This window comes from Curtobacterium sp. PhB142, from assembly GCF_004341255.1.
GTDB lineage: Bacteria > Actinomycetota > Actinomycetes > Actinomycetales > Microbacteriaceae > Curtobacterium.
This window is the reverse complement of sequence record NZ_SLUT01000009.1, coordinates 1-16,565: the sequence shown is the minus strand read 5'-3', so window position 1 is coordinate 16,565 and position 16,565 is coordinate 1. Positions and strand designations below refer to the sequence as shown.

Annotated in this window: 18 protein-coding genes; 6 read left to right on the top strand and 12 right to left on the bottom strand. The window is 72.1% G+C overall.

Annotated features, from left to right (window positions below):
• Positions 1-29: 29 nt before the first annotated feature.
• Positions 30-425, bottom strand: a complete 396-nt coding sequence (locus EDF31_RS16520; protein WP_131846932.1) for a hypothetical protein — start codon at positions 423-425, stop codon at positions 30-32.
• Positions 426-587: 162 nt separating this feature from the next.
• Between EDF31_RS16520 and EDF31_RS16515 the strand changes: the two genes are divergently transcribed.
• Positions 588-3,119, top strand: coding sequence for a LuxR C-terminal-related transcriptional regulator (locus EDF31_RS16515; protein WP_131846931.1), 2,532 nt, complete (start codon positions 588-590; stop codon positions 3,117-3,119).
• 222 nt (positions 3,120-3,341) lie between these two features.
• Here EDF31_RS16515 and EDF31_RS16510 read toward each other — a convergent pair whose 3' ends face one another.
• On the bottom strand, positions 3,342-3,704 hold the full coding sequence (locus EDF31_RS16510; protein WP_131846930.1) for a sterol carrier family protein: 363 nt from the start codon (positions 3,702-3,704) through the stop codon (positions 3,342-3,344).
• Between the two features lie 57 nt (positions 3,705-3,761).
• On the opposite strand from EDF31_RS16510, the gene purD reads away from it, so the two are divergent.
• Positions 3,762-5,030 (top strand): phosphoribosylamine--glycine ligase, encoded by a 1,269-nt coding sequence (purD, locus tag EDF31_RS16505; protein ID WP_131846929.1) that lies wholly within the window; start codon positions 3,762-3,764, stop codon positions 5,028-5,030.
• Positions 5,027-5,896 (top strand): phosphoribosylaminoimidazolesuccinocarboxamide synthase, encoded by an 870-nt coding sequence (locus EDF31_RS16500; protein ID WP_131846928.1) that lies wholly within the window; start codon positions 5,027-5,029, stop codon positions 5,894-5,896. Before purD ends, EDF31_RS16500 begins: the two co-directional genes overlap by 4 nt.
• A gap of 255 nt (positions 5,897-6,151) precedes the next feature.
• On the opposite strand, the gene EDF31_RS16495 is transcribed toward EDF31_RS16500, so the two are convergent.
• A complete protein-coding gene (locus tag EDF31_RS16495; protein WP_131846927.1) occupies positions 6,152-7,357 on the bottom strand; it encodes a GAF domain-containing SpoIIE family protein phosphatase in 1,206 nt (401 codons plus the stop codon).
• Positions 7,358-7,498: 141 nt separating this feature from the next.
• Here EDF31_RS16495 and EDF31_RS16490 point away from each other — a divergent pair, with 141 nt between their 5' ends.
• A complete protein-coding gene (locus EDF31_RS16490) occupies positions 7,499-7,819 on the top strand; it encodes a hypothetical protein (protein WP_123340134.1) in 321 nt (106 codons plus the stop codon).
• 12 nt (positions 7,820-7,831) lie between these two features.
• Here the strand turns inward: EDF31_RS16490 and EDF31_RS16485 are convergent, their stop codons facing one another.
• The 3 genes from EDF31_RS16485 to EDF31_RS16475 all read right to left on the bottom strand — a co-directional run bounded on the left by EDF31_RS16485 (position 7,832) and on the right by EDF31_RS16475 (position 9,976).
• Positions 7,832-8,623: an AraC family transcriptional regulator gene (locus EDF31_RS16485; protein WP_131846926.1), complete on the bottom strand. Its 792-nt coding sequence runs from the start codon at positions 8,621-8,623 to the stop codon at positions 7,832-7,834.
• A 157-nt stretch (positions 8,624-8,780) separates the two neighbouring features.
• Entirely contained in the window at positions 8,781-9,401 is a 621-nt protein-coding gene (gene lepB, locus EDF31_RS16480) for a signal peptidase I (protein ID WP_123293649.1), read from the bottom strand.
• Entirely contained in the window at positions 9,398-9,976 is a 579-nt protein-coding gene (locus EDF31_RS16475; RefSeq protein ID WP_131846925.1) for a hypothetical protein, read from the bottom strand. Before EDF31_RS16475 ends, lepB begins: the two co-directional genes overlap by 4 nt.
• Positions 9,977-10,103: 127 nt before the next feature.
• Here EDF31_RS16475 and EDF31_RS16470 point away from each other — a divergent pair, with 127 nt between their 5' ends.
• Positions 10,104-10,889: an SDR family oxidoreductase gene (locus tag EDF31_RS16470; RefSeq protein WP_131846924.1), complete on the top strand. Its 786-nt coding sequence runs from the start codon at positions 10,104-10,106 to the stop codon at positions 10,887-10,889.
• Positions 10,890-11,049: 160 nt separating this feature from the next.
• On the opposite strand, the gene EDF31_RS16465 is transcribed toward EDF31_RS16470, so the two are convergent.
• The 6 genes from EDF31_RS16465 to EDF31_RS16440 all read right to left on the bottom strand — a co-directional run bounded on the left by EDF31_RS16465 (position 11,050) and on the right by EDF31_RS16440 (position 15,772).
• The gene (locus tag EDF31_RS16465) at positions 11,050-11,934 is read right to left on the bottom strand and encodes a VOC family protein (RefSeq protein ID WP_131846923.1); all 885 of its coding nucleotides are present in this window, start codon (positions 11,932-11,934) and stop codon (positions 11,050-11,052) included.
• A 222-nt stretch (positions 11,935-12,156) separates the two neighbouring features.
• The gene (locus EDF31_RS16460) at positions 12,157-13,248 is read right to left on the bottom strand and encodes a hypothetical protein (RefSeq protein WP_131846922.1); all 1,092 of its coding nucleotides are present in this window, start codon (positions 13,246-13,248) and stop codon (positions 12,157-12,159) included.
• Positions 13,245-13,847, bottom strand: a complete 603-nt coding sequence (locus tag EDF31_RS16455) for an ATP-binding cassette domain-containing protein (RefSeq protein WP_131846921.1) — start codon at positions 13,845-13,847, stop codon at positions 13,245-13,247. Before EDF31_RS16455 ends, EDF31_RS16460 begins: the two co-directional genes overlap by 4 nt.
• Entirely contained in the window at positions 13,838-14,881 is a 1,044-nt protein-coding gene (locus EDF31_RS16450; protein WP_131846920.1) for a hypothetical protein, read from the bottom strand. The genes EDF31_RS16455 and EDF31_RS16450 overlap by 10 nt, the downstream gene beginning before the upstream one ends.
• Positions 14,881-15,444: a hypothetical protein gene (locus EDF31_RS16445; RefSeq protein WP_131846919.1), complete on the bottom strand. Its 564-nt coding sequence runs from the start codon at positions 15,442-15,444 to the stop codon at positions 14,881-14,883. The genes EDF31_RS16450 and EDF31_RS16445 overlap by 1 nt, the downstream gene beginning before the upstream one ends.
• A 43-nt stretch (positions 15,445-15,487) precedes the next feature.
• Positions 15,488-15,772 (bottom strand): hypothetical protein, encoded by a 285-nt coding sequence (locus EDF31_RS16440; protein ID WP_131846918.1) that lies wholly within the window; start codon positions 15,770-15,772, stop codon positions 15,488-15,490.
• A 104-nt stretch (positions 15,773-15,876) separates the two neighbouring features.
• Between EDF31_RS16440 and EDF31_RS16435 the strand changes: the two genes are divergently transcribed.
• Positions 15,877-16,443, top strand: a complete 567-nt coding sequence (locus EDF31_RS16435) for a GNAT family N-acetyltransferase (RefSeq protein WP_165901467.1) — start codon at positions 15,877-15,879, stop codon at positions 16,441-16,443.
• The last annotated feature ends 122 nt before the right edge of the window (positions 16,444-16,565 follow it).

Below are 16,565 nucleotides of genomic sequence, written 5' to 3'. Positions count from 1 at the left end.
CCGGGCCTCCCGTCCGAAGACGGTTGCGGCTACGGCCGCTGGTCGCCGTGCTCGTCGATCTCGCCCTCGACCGTCTCGGGCGGCAGCTCGACCTCGACACGCTCCGCCGTCAGGCGGGCCGCGCGCCGGGCGAAGACCCGGTCGAAGACGACGGCGACGACCGCGCCGACGAAGGCACCGATCGTGACGCCCCACAGGCTGAAGTAGCCCACCAGGCTGCCGAAGCTCGACTCTTCCTGCTGGCCACCGAGGTTCATGGTGAGCGAGACGACGATCAGGGTCGCGATGAACCCGAGCACCGCACCGCCGACGATGAACACCCCGAACTTCGGGGCACGACGGATCGTGACCTCGTCAGAGGTGGAGACGGCGTTCGGCGCAGGGGCCGGGACCGGCTGGTCGTCGGGTCGATCGGTGTTGCTCACCCACCCATTGTCCCCCACTGTGGGACGTCTCCCGGCCTGTCCGCGCAGTCCGATCCAGGAGAGGATGATCCGTACGCGTTGGTATCCCAAGGGCTGGAGGTGACACGGATGCGAGAACGGACCGTACGGGGGCGAGGTCGCACCCCGAGCACCCCGGCGCGCGTGACCTGGCCCGTGATGCAACGCCACGAAGAGGACCGTGCCGTGTCCGTCGTCGCGGAGCACCAGTGGAGCGTCGCGCTCGTCGGCGCCCCGGGTCTCGGCAAGAGCACCGTCGCCGCCCGCGTCACCGATCGCGTCGCCGGACGGGACGCCACCGGGCGCACGGTCGTGGTGCCCATCACCGCCGTCGCCTCCGGGCGGTCGATGCCCTTCGGCGCGATCTCGGACCGCTTCGGCGAGCTGCCGGCGACCCTGTCGGAACTGTCCGACGGCGCCGGGGCCGAGCAGCGCCTCCGAGCGATCGCCGACCTGGCGGACCGCGACGTCCTGCTGCGCGTCGACGACGCCGACCACCTCGACGCGATCTCCGCCCGGTACGTGGCGTGGCTCGTCCGGCACCAGGGTGCGCGGCTCGTCCTGACCTGCCGTGACTTCACCGCGCTGCCGGAACCGCTCCGCGCCCTGTGGCAGGACGACCTGCTCGAGCGCATCGACCTCGAGCCGCTCACCCTGCGCGAGACGTCGGCCCTGGTGGCCGAGGCGCTGGGCTCGCAGCTCGAGAACGCCTCGGCCGAGCGGGTGCACCGTGCGACCGCCGGCAACCCGCTCTACCTGCGCGAGGTCGTCCGCGCCGCCCGCACCTCGGGTGCCCTCGAGCACACGGCGTCCGGGTGGTACTGGCGCGGCCGGGTGACGGCGTCGAACAGCCTCGCCGACATGTACCGGACGGAACTCGGCTCGTTGCCGGAGGACCTGCGCGACGTCGTCGACATCGTGGCGCTGGCCGACCCGATCCCGCTCGCGCGACTGCTCGGCCTGGTCAGCGGCGGCGACGTCGACCGCGTGGTCGCGCTCGGGCTGGTCCGGATCGACTCGCTCGACGACGGCGCCGCAGTGGCCCGTCCGCAGCACCCGCTCGTCGGCGACGTGATCCGCGGCTTGGTACCGGTCGCCCGCCGCACGGCACTCTTCGCCCGCGCGAACGCCTTCCGCGCCGACAGTCCCGAGGGTGCCCCGCCCGCCGCACGGTTGCGGTCGGCGCTCTGGGCGCTCGACTGCGGTGTCGTGCCCCCGGTCGAGCAACTGCTCGACGCGGCGCAGGTCGCGGTGCGGCTCCAGGAGCACGAGAGCGCGATCGCCCTGGCCTCCGCAGCGCTCCGGCGGACGCTGCACCCGAACGAGCAGGTCGCCGCGCGCTGCCTGCGGTCGCTGGCGTACTCGTACACCGACGGGCGCGAGGCCGGTCGCGCCGACGCCGAGGCCGCCTGGGCCGTCGCCCGTGCGGAACCCGGCACGGTGGACGACGCCCTCGTGGTCGAGGCCTGCGAGATCCTCGCCAACATCCGGCAGTTCCACGACGACGACGTGCTGGCCGCGGTCGCGCTCACCGACGTCGCCAGCCGGCTGGTGTCCGGCGACGCGGTCGAACGGCTCCGCCTGCTGCGCCTGGCGCACCTCGGCTGGGGCGGACGGTTCGACGAGGTCCGCGCCGAACTCGAGCGCAGCGGCATCGTGCACGCCCCGACGATCCCGTTCGCGTTCCTGTGCGTCGCCCCCTGCGCGATCATGGCGCTCGCCACGGCCGGGCGGCTCGACGACGCATCGGCCCTCGGGCGCCGGGCACTGGCCACCGCGATCGAGCACCTCGAGGACGCACCGTGGAGCGTCGGCGAGATCTTTTCAGTGCTGCACCAGGTGCAGGTCTGGCGCGGCGACCTCGCCGACCTGCTCACCGAGGTGCCGGTCCGCCGGTCGAACCCGTACCTGAAGTACGACTTCACCCTCGAGCTCATCGGCGACGGCAACCTCGCCATCGGCCAACGGCGCTGGGACGACGCGATCGCGGCGTTCTCGGCTGCCTGCGAGCGGTACGACGTCGCGGACCACGGCGGCTTCGCGGCCTACCCGTGGGCACGACTCGCGATGGCGTACGCCTACGCCGGTCGAACCGAGGACGCGACTCGTGCGCTCGACCGGGCGAGGGCCACCCCGCAGCGGGCGATGCGGATCACGGGCGAGCAGGTCGCGGTGACGATCGCCTGGACCGAGGCGGTGCTCGGCAACCCGGCCGGGCTCCGGCACGCCGACGACATCATCGACCGCGGGACGGCGAGCGGTGGGTGGACGCACGTCATGTACGGGCAGACGCTGCACTACGCGATGGACATGCTGAACGGACGCGAGACCGGTACCTCGCTCGGTCGGATGCGCGAGGCCGCCGCTCGGGTCGACGGTCCGCTCGCCGCGGCGATCGTCGAGTACGCCGACGCCCTGACCGCACGCGACCGGACGCGGGTGATCGCGGCGCAGGGGGTGCTCGCGTCGCACGGCATGGCGGTCACGGCCGGCCGGCCGAAACCACCGCTCACGAACCGCGAGTACCAGGTCGCCGAGCTCGCGGCACAGGGATTGAGCAACCGCCTGATCGGCGAGGAGCTCGGGCTCTCGACGCGGACCATCGACGCGCACCTGTCGCGGGTGTTCGGCAAGTGGGACCTGCACGCCCGGTCGGAGCTCGCCGGACTCTTCTGAGTCCACTCGTGACGCAAGAACGTTGCGCATTGCAGCACGACGCGCCGCGGCGGTTGACACGTTGTGTGGAACATCGCGTACCTTGGTCCCTGTCGCCGGGTTCGGACCCGTTCGGGTCGGGTCCGAATCCCGGCGACTTCAAGCGTAGGTTCGCAGTGCATGCGCCCGCATCGGTAGGGACTACCTAATTCGGTTCGTCCGCCTAGGTAGTGCTGAACGCGACTAGAGCGCGACCCGCACCGGCAGGAACGCCGTCAGGTCCGCACGTGAGCCGGAAGCGCTGACGCGTGACTGCGCGACGGCTTCGTCCCAGGTCAGCTCAGCGGTCGCGAGCGCGAGCCACGTCGTGGCGTCCGTCTCGACCACGTTCGGCGGCGTGCCACGGGTGTGGCGCGGGCCGGGGACGGCCTGGACCGCGGCGAACGGCGGCACCCGGACCTCGACGCTGTTGCCCGGCACGTCGTCGGCGAGGCGCTGCAGGGTCCACCGGACGGCCGTCGCGACGGTCGCCCGTGCCGTGTCGCCCTGCTGCACCGCGGTCAGTGCGGCGCGGCCGGCGGCGTCCTCGATCCTCCTGGGTGGCATCTCCACAGGCTAGCCGTCGCCTCGCGGGAGGCGAGTCCTGATCGGTAGGGTGATCGGGTGCGAATCCTCGTCCTCGGTTCCGGTGCCCGCGAGCACGCGATCATCACGGCCCTCCTCGCTGAACAGGCGGGCCACGTCATCACGGCTGCTCCCGGCAACGCCGGCATCGCCGCCGATGTCGAGACCGTCTCCCTCGACCCCACCAACGGCGCACTCGTCGCCGAGTACGCGATCGAGAACGGCGTCGAACTGGTCGTCGTCGGGCCCGAGGCGCCGCTCATCGCCGGTGTGGCCGACCCCGTCCGCACCCGGGGCATCCCGGTCTTCGGGCCGGGCAAGGCCGCCGCGCAGCTCGAGGGCTCGAAGGCCTTCGCCAAGCGCATCATGTCCGAGGCGAACGTGCCCACCGGCCGCCCGGTGTACGCCGGCACGGCGGAAGAGGCCGTCGCCGCGATCGACGAGCTCGGCGCACCGTACGTCGTGAAGGCCGACGGGCTGGCCGCGGGCAAGGGCGTCCTCGTGACCGAGGACCGTCAAGCCGCGATCGACCACGCCACCTACTGGCTGCAGCACGGGCACGTCGTGGTCGAGGAGTTCCTCGACGGCGAAGAGGTCTCGTTGTTCTTCCTGAGCGACGGCCACGACGTCCGCCCGCTCAGCCCCGCGCAGGACTACAAGCGCCTGGCCGACGGCGATCTCGGACCGAACACCGGCGGCATGGGTGCGTACTCGCCGCTGCCGTGGCTGGCCGATCGTTGGGCGTCCGAGCAGGCCTTCGTCGACGAGGTCACCGAGCTGGTCGCGCTGCCCACCGTCCGTCGTCTCGAGCACGAGGGCACCCCGTTCGTCGGGCTGCTCTACTGCGGGCTCATCGTCACCGAGCAGGGTGTCCGGGTCATCGAGTTCAACGCCCGCTTCGGCGACCCGGAGACCCAGGTCGTCCTCCCCCGCCTGGCGACGCCGCTGAGCGGACTGCTGCTCGCCGCTGCGACGGGACAGCTCGGGGGCACCCCGGCGCCCTCGTTCCGTCCGGATGCGGCGGTCACGGTCGTGCTCGCGAGCGAGGGCTACCCGGAGAACCCGCAGACCGGCCGTCCGATCACCGGCATCGACGCCGCGAACGCGCGCGACGGCGTCTCCGTCGCCCACGCCGCCACCGGGGTGCTCGACGACAGCCTCGTCGCCACCGGCGGTCGCGTGCTCAGCGTCGTCGCGACCGGGGCCGACTTCGTCCAGGCACGCGAGCGCGCCTACGCGGGTCTCGGCGACATCACCCTGCAGGGCGCGCAGTACCGCACCGACATCGCCGCGAAGGTCACCCGATGAGCGCCGCGCCCGTGATCGCCGGCTGGGACCACGTCTCGTCGGGCAAGGTCCGCGAGCTCTACGTGCCGACCGGCACCGCCGACATCCAGAGTGCGTCCGAGCTGCTGCTCGTGGCGTCCGACCGGGTCAGTGCCTACGACTTCGCGCTCGAGCCACCGATCCCCGGCAAGGGCGAACTGCTCACCCGCTTGTCGCGCTTCTGGTTCACGCAGCTGAGCGACGTGCCGAACCACATCATCGGCCCGTCGTCCGGCGGCACCCCCGTGCCGGCCGAGGTCGAGTCGCGGTCGATGCACGTCATGCCGCTCGAGATGTTCCCCGTCGAGTGCGTCGTGCGCGGGTACCTGGTCGGCAGCGGCTGGGCCGAGTACCAGCAGACCGGCAGCGTCTGCGGCGTCGCCCTGCCCCAGGGACTGTCGAACGGCGACCGGTTGCCCGAGCCGATCTACACCCCCGCCTACAAGGCACCGCAGGGCGAGCACGACGAGAACATCTCGTACGAGCAGACCGTCGACCTGGTCGGCGCCGAGGTCGCGGCGACCCTGCGCGACCTGTCGCTGCACGTGTACACCGAGGCAGCCGCGATCGCCCTCGAGCGCGACGTCGTGATCGCGGACACCAAGTTCGAGTTCGGGCAGGACGCCGACGGACGGATCCGGATCGCGGACGAGGTCCTGACCAGCGACTCGAGCCGGTACTGGGACGCCCGGGCCGACGGTCGGACGGACTCCTTCGATAAGCAGATCGTGCGCGACTGGCTCAGCGCCAACTGGGACCGCCAGGGCACGCCCCCGGTGCTGCCCGAGGCGATCGTGTCCCGCACCGCCGCGCGCTACGCCGAGCTCATCGAGCGCCTCGGCGCCTAACTGATTCCTGCTGCAGGCCTGCTGCGCGGACCCCGAGCGGGCCCCGAGCAGGCCCCGACCGGTCACGACACCCCGCTCACATCCGGCGACCGGTCACGAGCCGTCGTTCAGGCCCCCGGCGCCCGACCGTTCGTGACCGCCCGGCGGCGCGCCGACGGCACGTCGTGACCAGTCGACGAGCGACCAGTCCCGACCTGCCGACGACCGACGCACGGCCTGCCGACGACCTGCCGACGACCTGCCGACGGCACGTCGTCAGAGGTCGCGCGCGACGACGACGACGGTCAGGTCGTCGCCCGGGTCGTGGTCGACCGCACGTGACCGCACCCGCTGCAGGAACGTCGCGATGTCCGGCGAGCCGCGGTAGAGCTCCCCGAGCTGCGACAGCGACGCGAGCGTGGAGTCCCACAGCTCGAGCGCGCCGTCGCTCACCACGATGACCACGTCACCCGGACGCATGACGAGCGAGCCGGAGGCACGTTCGAGGCCCGCAGGGTGCAGCCCGATCGGCAGGTCCGACGACCGCAGGATGCGCTCGGCGCCGTCGTCGCGGAGCTGCAGGACGAGCCCGTGTCCGGCGTCGGTGAAGTCGATCCGGCCCGTCGAGGGCGTGAGCCGGCCGTGGAACATCGTCGCGAACGACTCCGCGCGACTCAGGTCGGGTGCGACCTGCGCCTCGAGCTCGGCGACGGCGACGTCGGGTGCCAGGTCGCCGCGGGCGAGCAGTGCGCCGCGGATGTTCGCGGCGAGCAGCCCAGCCGACATGCCCTTGCCCATGACGTCCGCCACGGTGAGGTGCACGGCGTCGTCGCCGGAACGGTGCCAGTCGTGGAAGTCGCCGGAGACGACGCCGTGCGGCACCGACAGCCCCGCGATCCGGTAGCCGGGCACGTCGACCGTGTCGGGTTCGAGCCCCGCGAGCACGGACCGCAAGCGGTCCTCGTCGGCGCCGGCTGCCAGTTCCCGCTCGGCCCAGACACCGAGCTCCTGGAGCAGGGCGACCTCGTCGGCGTCGAGGGTCCGCGGTTCCGGGTCGATGAGGCAGAGCGTGCCGACCTTGACGTCGTCGTCGCCGAGCCGCAGCGGGACCCCGGCGTAGAAGCGCACGTTCGGGTCGCCGACGACCATCGGCATGTCGGAGTAGCGGGCGTCGATGCGCGCATCCGGCACGAGCACGGGGCCGCGCTCCCCCAGCGTGCGCCCGCAGAAGGTGTCCTGCAGCGGGATGACCGGTCCGAAGTGGCTGTCGCTCTGCTGGGACTTGATGGTCAGCGAGGTCTCGCCCGCCAGGTTCAGGAAGGAGCCGGAGACACCGAGGGCTTCACGCGCGATGCGGGTGATCCGGTCGAAGCGTTCTTCGGCGCCACCCTCGACCACGTCGAGTGCGGCGAGCAGCGCTGCGCGGCGCACGGCGTCGGGCGCGCCGGTGACTGGGACGGTCGTCGCTGTCTCCGAGTGCATGCACCCACGCTAACGCGCCAACCGGACAGGGCCTGTCCCCACCACGGAGGACGCACCACCCCAGTCCGCGGGGCAGGCTCGCCGAGCGCTCGGCGGTCGACCCTGGTCCGGCGCGGCCCGGTGCCGGACTACCCTGGACGCGTGTCCCGCCGTGTCCTGCCCGCTGTCGCCCTCGCTGCGGCGGCTCTGGTGACGCTCGCGGGGTGCGGCGCCCACGACTCGACCGGCCAGGTCTCGGTCACCGTGTCGGACAACGCCGCCGACCACCCGTACGAGGTCAAGGTCTTCGCGTCGACGGGCAAGCTCTCCGAGCACCAGCGGGTGTTCCCCGGTGGCACCGCGGACTTCGCGGGCGTCCCGCTCGGCAAGGTGACGGTCCGCGCGGGCTCGCTGTGCCCGCAGACGACGACGGTGACGAACGACGCCGTCGCGACGGTCACGCTGACGACGACGGGCTGCTGACAGCGGTTCGGTTCAGACCGCGCCCGGACCCCGTGCGATCGTCTCGTGCGGCTGCTCGCCGAAGCGTGCGCGGTAGTGGGCGGCGAAGCGACCGAGGTGCGTGAACTGCCAGCGCCGGGCGACGTCGCTCACCAGCAGCCCGCCCGAACGCGATCGGCCGAGTTCGAGGTGGACCCGGTCGAGCCGCACCTCGCGCAGGTACTGCATCGGCGTCACCGCGAGCCGCCGGCGGAAGAGGTCCTGCACGCCGCGCTCGCTCAGGCCGCACGAGTCCGCGATGTCGGCCACCGAGAGCGGCTGGTCGGCCTGGTCGTGCACGAAGCGGATCGCACGACGCATCCGGTGCTCGACGTCGGACCGTGACGGCGAGAACGTCGACAGCACGACCGTCGCGATGCGTCGGTTCAGGGCGGCTCGCTCGTCGGCCGGCAGCGCGGGGTCGAGGACGCGACCGGTGACGTCGCGGAGGAGTGCTCGGAGGGGTTCGATCCGAGGGTCGGCGGCGTCCGGTTGCCGGAACTCGGCCGCTGGACCGCCGCCGCCGAGCAACGCCGTCGACAGGTGCAGCAGGGTCATCGCCGTGGCGTCGGTGTCGAAGCCGTACGCCACCGAGGCGGAGAGCATCATCGGGCGTTCGGCGCCGACGTCCCAGCTCGAGCCGTCGTCCGCGGTCAGGCGGGCACGGCCATCGGCGAGCCAGAAGACCACGTGGTCCGGTCGGGGGCCGATCGTGCCGGAGCGGTGTCCGTGCGTCCCGATGCGCCGGATCGACAGCTCCGCGTCACCCCCGGTCACGTAGTCCATGGGCGCAGCGTTGATGGGCACAGCATCGAAGGGCACAGCGTCCATCGGAACAGTGCCTCCGCTCACCCCGCTGCGGACGGTCCGGCACGGGAATCGGAACGCTACCGCACCGGACGACCGGGGCGGGCAACGACCGCCCCGGTCCGCCCCGGACCGCTCAGGACGGGTCCGGCACCTGGTCCCACTCGTCGGCGTACCGCGAGAGCACCGTCCACCGTGACACCGGCCACGTGGTGATGAACGCACGACCGACCACGTCGTCGACCGGCACCGTGCCGTGCACGCGGGAGTCCGCCGAGTTGTACCGGTTGTCGCCCATCACCCAGATGCGCCCCTTCGGCACGGTGATGTCGAAGTCGGTGCCGGAGACCCGGTCCGACCCGATCTCGGGCACCACGTAGGGTTCGTCGACCGGGTGGCCGTTCACCGACAGGTGTCCGCCGGTGCCGCAGCACGAGACGGTGTCGCCGGGCAGGCCGATCACGCGCTTGATCAGGTCGTCGCCCTGCCCGGTGCCGAGCCAGCCGCCCGGGTCCTGGAACACGACGACGTCACCACGCTGCAGCGGCACGGCGCCGGGGACGAGCTCGTTGACGAGCACGCGGTCGCCGATGAGCAGCGTGTTCTCCATCGACGCGGACGGGATGTAGAAGGACCGGACCAGGTAGGTCTTCACCAGGAACGACGCCAGCAGCGCCACGACGACGATGACGACGAGGTCGCGGAGGAACTTCCAGCCGGCCCGCTTCGGCTTCGGCTCGGACTCGGTGGCGCTCAATGCGTCAACACCACCTTCACGAGACCGATCACGAACGCCACGGCGGCCAGCACGATGCCGCCCCAGAGCCCGAGGAACGTGGGCCGCTTGCCGCTGAACCGCTGCATGAAGACGCCGACCATGCCGATGCGCACGACCAGGATGACCAGGGCGGCCGTCTGCGCCCACCCCGTCGGGATCCACCCGACCCACGCCACCGCGTACAGCACTGCAGGGATGAGCCCGGACGTCGCGATCGGGTTCGCGTTCCGCATGATCGTCAGGACCGATTCGCGCCGGGCGTCGTCCGTCTGGGAGTCGTCGCCGCCGAGGCCGTGCGCCACCAGGTGCGCGAGCACGTGCGCCAGGTAGGTCAGGACCGCGGTCGCCAGGACGGCCCAGATCGCCGACCCGTGGTGGATGGCGGCCGGGTCGACGGCGATCGCGGCAGCGAGCACCGTGATGTTGCCGTAGATGTAGGACGACATCCGGTCGCGGACGTGCTCGATCGGCAGGTCGCGCGGGTCCGGACGACCGCCGCGGGGTCCGCGTCCGCGTCCGCGTCCGCGTCCGAGCGGTGGTCGTGTGCGTGGCATCCGTCCATCTTGGCCCTCGCGTGCCGGTCCTCGCCGACAGGACACCGAGTGCGATGGCCACGCGCGTGGCCGGTTCCGGCAGACTGGGTGGCGATCGGTGCGACGGTGCGCCGGACAGGAGGCCCGTATGACGTCCGCACGACCACTCGCCCTGGTGACCGGCGTGGGCCGCAGAGCCGGCATCGGCGCGGCGCTCGCCACACGTCTGGCGACCGACGGCTGGGACCTGGCCATCTCGTGGTGGGGCCCGTACGACGACCGCGTGAGCGGTGGGGCGGATCCCGACGGGGTCGAATCCGTCGTGCAGGAGTGCGAGTCGGTGGGTGCACGCGTGACGCGCCTCCCGGTCGACCTGGAGGACCCGGACCAGGCGGCCGCCCTGGTCGGCCGCGCCGAGACCGAGGCGGGCGCCCCCGTCACCGCGCTGGTGATGTCGCACTGCGAATCGGTCGACTCGGACGTCCGGACCACGACGGTCGAGTCGTGGGACCGGCACTTCGCGGTCAACGCCCGCGCGCCGTTCCTGCTCGTGCAGGCGTACGCGGCCGCACTCGAACGTGCTGGCGACGCCGCACCGCGGGACCGCCGGCGGATCATCGCGCTGACGAGCGACCACATCGCGTACAACCTGCCCTACGGGGCGTCGAAGGGGGCGCTCGACCGCCTCGTGTTCGGTGCCGCGAAGGAGCTCGGCAGCCTCGGCGTCAGTGCGAACGTGGTGAACCCCGGCCCGAACGACACCGGCTGGATGTCCGACGACGTCAAGCGCTGGGCGGTCGAGGGCACGCCGCTCGGCCGGCTCGGACGACCGTCGGACACCGCTGCGCTCGTCGGGTTCCTCTGCTCGGAGCAGGGGCGCTGGGTGAACGGGCAGCTGCTGACGTCGGACGGCGGGATCTCGAACCGCGCGTGATCCGGGCGGCCGGGCAGCCGGACGGCCGGGCGGCCGGGCGGCCGGGCGGCCGGGCGGCCGGCAGTCGGCGCCGAGTCTCGGGGTCAGCGACACTTCTCGTGCCTGCGGGCGCGAGAAGTGTCGCGCAGCCCGAGTCTCGGCTGCCCCGCGGCGAACCGCGTCAGCCGCGACCGGGCGCGGTCACCTCGATGCGGTTCGCCCACGGGTCCTCGAAGGCGACCGTCCGGCCGTCGTCGGCGGTCTGCACCCCGGTGTCGTGCATGCGTGCGACGAGGGCACCGAGGTCGTCCGCCCCGGGCACTTCGATCCGCACGAGGCCCAGCCCGAGCGCGAGCTGACGGCGCCCGGCCCCGCGGGAGTTCCAGGTGTTCATCGCCATGTGGTGGTGGTACCCGCCGGCGCTGACGAACAGGGCCTCGCCCCACCCGGCCGTCGTCGCGAAGCCGAGCTTGTCGACGTAGAAGTCCTTCGCGCTGGCGACGTCGCCGACCGACAGGTGCACGTGGCCGACCCGACCCGGCGCGTTCGACGCGGACGCCACCGCGTCGGCCGTCAGGTGCTCCTGCAGGAACGCGTTCGGGTCGACGTACTTCGTGTCCATGTCGACCATGCCGTGCGTCCACGACCACTCCGTGCGGTCGCGGTCCCAGTACAGCTCGACGCCGTTGCCCTCGGGATCGGTGAAGTAGAACGCGTTGCTCACCAGGTGATCGGCGCTGCCGGTGAAGGTCTGCGGGAACTTCGTCGCGACCGAGTAGAGCGCGGCAGCCAGGTCGGCCCTCGTGTCGAACAGGATCGCGGTGTGGAACAGGCCGGCGTCGTGCGGGCCGGCGTGCTGCATCGACGGCGCGTGCTCGAGGATCACGATCGGGACCGCCAGGCCACCGGCGCCCGGTCGCCCCAGCACGGCGACGCCGCCCTCGTTCGAGAGCAGCGAGAGCTGGACGCCGTCGCGGTAGTAACCGATCATCCGGTCGAGGTTCGCGACGCGGAGGGTGACGGCACCCATCCCGGTGTCGGCGGCGAGGAGGTCCTGCGTGTGCATGGCACCAGTGTGCGCCCATTTGGTTGACGCGTCAACCAAATGGGCGTCGGTCGCCGACGCCAGAGCGACAGATCCACGCCATCCCGGTGCGAGGTACCCGCCAAAGCGACAGATCGCCGCGAACAGTTCGCGGCAATCTGTCGCTTTGGCGAACGGGGCGCGCAGCGGACGGGGCGCGCAGACGACGGGAGGCCCGGTGCGCGTCCGCCCCGCCGGCCGCGGTCAGCGGGAGCGGAAGTAGCGGTTCAGCGCGCGCTCGCGGATCGCAGCCGCGGCGAGCGCCCCACCGAGCAGCGCGCCCACGAGCCCGAGGGACGCGACCGCGATCGCCTCGCGCACGATCGGCAGTGCGTCGTCGACGTCGAGGCCACGCACCGACACCACCGCGACGCTCGTCGCGACCAGGGCCCCGACCGATCCCCAGACCAGGTGCTGCAGGACGATGCCGAGGACCTGCGCGCTCCGCGGTACCCCGACGTGCCGGTCGGAGGCCAGGGCGAGCCGGCGCCGTGCGACCGCTGCCGCGCCGATCGTCAGCCCCACGAGGACCGCTGCACCGAACGGGACGAGCACTGGCTGCCGTGCCGCGGGGGTGAAGACCGCGCCCAGCGTCGGGTTGAACTGCCCGGCGGTGGGTCGGTCTTCGCCCTCGGCCCCGCTCGCTGGCAGGACGGTGCGCCGGAGCATCGAGACCGCGTCGTCGCGCTGCGGCCACACCGTCGCCCAGCAGGCGTCGAACGGCGACCCGTCGTCCACCGCCGGCGCGAGGACCGCGTACTCCAGGTCGGGGTCCCGGCCGTCGTTGGGGTAGTCGTACACACCGGCGACTCCGGTGCCCGCGCCGCCCACCCTCACGAGGCGATCGCCTGCAGCAAGCCCCAGGGTCTCGTGCACCGTGGGCGAGATGATCACTCCCGCGACCCCGTCGGCAGCCGAGCCACCGAGCAGGCCACGCACCCCGGCTGTCACCTCGTAGGTCGGGATCGCCGAGCCCGGCAGCGCGGCGGGGACGACCCCGGCGTCGAGGCGACGGAACGCGCCAGACGCGATGACCCCTTCGGCATCCGCGAGGGCATCGCACACGCGGCCGTCGATCCGGCCCTCGGCCCGCTGGACAGTCGTCGCCGCACCGCTCGCGACGAACGCCGCAGCCGCTCGGACGTCACCGGCGACCGCTGCGGCGCGCATGCCCACGACACCGCCGAGCAGCACCGCGAGGACGACAGCGGTCACGGCTGCCCACGAAGCTCCGGAGGCGACGTCGCGCCAGGCCTCTCGCCAGACCTCGGTCACCTGCATCCGGCGGGGGCTCATCGGTACCGCCCGAGGTCGAGTACTCCGTCGCAGGCGTCACGGGTCGCGTCGTCGTGCGTGGCGACGACGACGACCGTCCCCGATGCGGCGAGCGCACCGATGCCGCGGTTCACCTCGATCGCGGTCACTCGGTCGAGTTGCGCCGTCGGTTCGTCGACCAGCATCAGACCCGGCGCACTCGCGATCGCGCGCGCGAGCATCAGGCGTTGTGCCTCGCCACCGGACAGCTCGGCGAACCGCGCGTGCGCCCGCGAGCCGAGCCCGAAGCGCTCGAGGACCCCGAGTGCCCGGACGTCCGCGGTCCGACGATCCGCGCCCTGGGCGACGAACGGCAGCGCGACGTGGTCGAGCACGAGGCGGCGGGCCACCCCGTACGGGTTCTGGAACACCCAGAGCGGCCGACAGCCCGGCGGACGGACGGCGACACCCCGTGTCGGACGGAGCATCCCGGCGAGGATCGCGAGCAGCGTGGACTTGCCGGAACCGCTCGGCCCGACGACCGCGGTCACGCTCCCCTCCGCGAACGTGCGGTCGACGCGGTCGAACAGCACGGTGCCGTTCGGCCAGACGTGCCCGACGCCCTCGAGCGTCACCGACACGAGCTGGACCGGTCCGGCGCGGCACGGATCCGGTCGAGCGTTCGTCCGCCGGGCACCCGGACGAACGACTGCCCGAGTTCCGATCCGAGCACCTCGACCCGGAGTGACCGCCCCGTCGTCGGTTGCACGCACGCCCGGTCACCCTCGAGGCCCCAGAGGGCCGTCGGTGGCACCACCTGGACGGTCCGCGGGCGACTGAGCGTCCACGTCGCGGCCACGGTCGGTGCGCCGTCCGCCGAAGCGACCGTCGCCGCGTACTCCGGCAGGGCGGTGATCGCAGCGAGGGACGTCGGCGACGAGACCACCCCGGCGTCGTCGATCGGGACGTCGGCGTTCCCGATCCGCAGCACGCGCTCCCCCGGCGCCGGATCGACCGGGAGCGCCTCGATGCGCGCGCCGCGGAGTTCGGCCGGGAGTTCGACGAGGACACCGTCGGCGCCGACCGCTGCCCCGACGACGGCCACGCACGCCAGGACGGCGTTCTCGGCGGCTGGCACCCATGCGAACGGGTCCCGCGGCACGACGTCGTCGGGCATGTCGTCGCGGTCGACACCTCGGTCGACCAGGAACTGGTGCGCAGCTCGAAGCGTGCCCGGGCCGAGGACGCCGTCGATGCTTAGTTCGGCACCGAGGCGCGTGAGTTCCCGCTGCAGCCCCGTGACGTCGGGCCCGCGGTCGCCGAGCTCGAGGTCGCGCCACAGCGGCTCGTCACTGGCGAGCGCGATCACCGGCCGCCCGTCGACCCGCGCGAGGACGTCCCCGCTCCGCACGGGTGCCCCGGTCGAGCACGTCGACGTCGTCACCGTGCCGGTCCGCGACGTCACGACCGCCCGTGGAGCACCGGTGTCGAGTGCGAGCTGCACCTGTCGTTCATCGGCATCGGTGCGCTCGGTCACCCGGACGGTGCTCGCGGGGGCCGCCGTCCGGAGTGCAGCCGGGACCTCGGCCGGCACAGCGACCACCATGGCGGCGGCCGTCGAAGCCGCGACCACCATCGCCCCGAGCGCCAGGAGCGCGGCAGACGGGAAGCGCATCACTGCCGCCAGAGCCCGAGGGGGTCCAGTCGACACTGTACGGCTGCGGGGTCCCACGGCGAGAAGGAGAAGTTCCCGTCGTCGTTCTGGGTGCGCCATTCACGTTCGGTGTACGTGTCGTCGACGAGTCTCGCGGCACGGAGGCACGCGACGGTGATCGTCGCCTCGTCCTGCTTCTCCGGGTTCCGCCGGACTTCGTTGAACAGGTACGTCACGTCGCTGTCGAAGTCCTTCGCGCACTTCGACTTCGACTCGTTGATGGCCGTTGCGTCTTCAGCCTTCCGCCCTGGGAGCGGCGACGCTTCGGACGTGCCGTCCTCTGCTGTCGTGTAGTCGTAGCCGAGATCCCGCATGCATGCGCTCATGCGGGACTGGGCATCTGCGACCTCCCGCGCCGAGATCGTTCCGTCCGAGATGATCTGCCGCTGGTACGGGCTGGTGTCGGCGGCTGATTCCGCGAACTCACCCGCCCACGGCCCGGCCGCGGAGAAGCCTGACGGATCGACGACCCGGGGCGCAGCATCTGCGGAGGCGCAGCCAGCGAGTGCCGTGGCGGCGATCACCACGACGACCGTTGCTCCCCGAGCACGGTTCCGAACCACCGCGTCAGGCCCGGACCATGCCGTACTGGGCGATGTTGGTCCAGCAGGCAGCCTCGTAGGACCACTTGTTGCCACCGACCACGTTCCCCCACTTCATCGTCCCGCTCTTCAGCCGGTTGAAGTGCTGAGCGCGGCCACACCCCGACTCGTTGAAGCCCTTGCTCTGCGTCACCTTCCGCCAGCACGTCGCAGCACTCGCCTCCGGCGCCGTCACGGTGTCGACCGCGATCCCGCCGCCCACGACACTCCCCAGCACGACCGCACCCAGTACGACGTTCTTGATCGACATCGATCTCCCCTTCCGCTGCGACATCACCCCGATGTCACCGTTAACGTATTACCGGTCAGTACGAGAACGCAACGACCATCACCACATCCGTGCAGGATGGACGCGTGACTGATGACATCCGGTGGGAGGTGGTCGAGGAGAGCTCCCTCTCGCTCCCGGACCACGAAGCGATCGCAGCACTGCTCGCACAGGCGTTCCCGGACTGGTCCCACTGGTACGTGGGCGGCCGCAGCTGGTCCGGCATGCAGCCCGAACGCCGGGTCCTCGCCCGCGACCAGGACGGCGTCGTCCTGGCGCACGTCGGGATCCGCCGCATGTTCATCACGGTCGGCGGGCGCGACGTGCTCGTCGGCGACACCGGTCTCGTCGCCGTGTCGCCCCGGCTGCAGGGATCGGGCAAGGGCCGGGAGCTCATGGAGCGCACGCATGCCGTGCTCGACGGGCTCGCGGTGCCGTACGGCTTCCTCGGCGCGGGCGAGAACCGCATCCCCTTCTACGCGAAGCTCGGCTGGCACGAGTTCCCCGAGGTCGTCGGCACCTTCTCGGCGTTCACCGCCGAGGGCGCCGGCATCACGAACACGGAACAGGGCGGCTGGATGGTGCGGCCGGTGGCCGCAGCGCTCGAGGACTGGCCGGCAGGCGCTATCTGGCTGAACGGCCAGGAGGTCTAGAACACAACCACGAACGGACGGGAGGCACGGTGCCAGTGGACTGGTCCCCGGTTCTTGGACTGATTAGTCGGTTCGAGATCCGGGGATGGTTCGTGTGGGTGGTACCGCGTCGTCGTTGACGA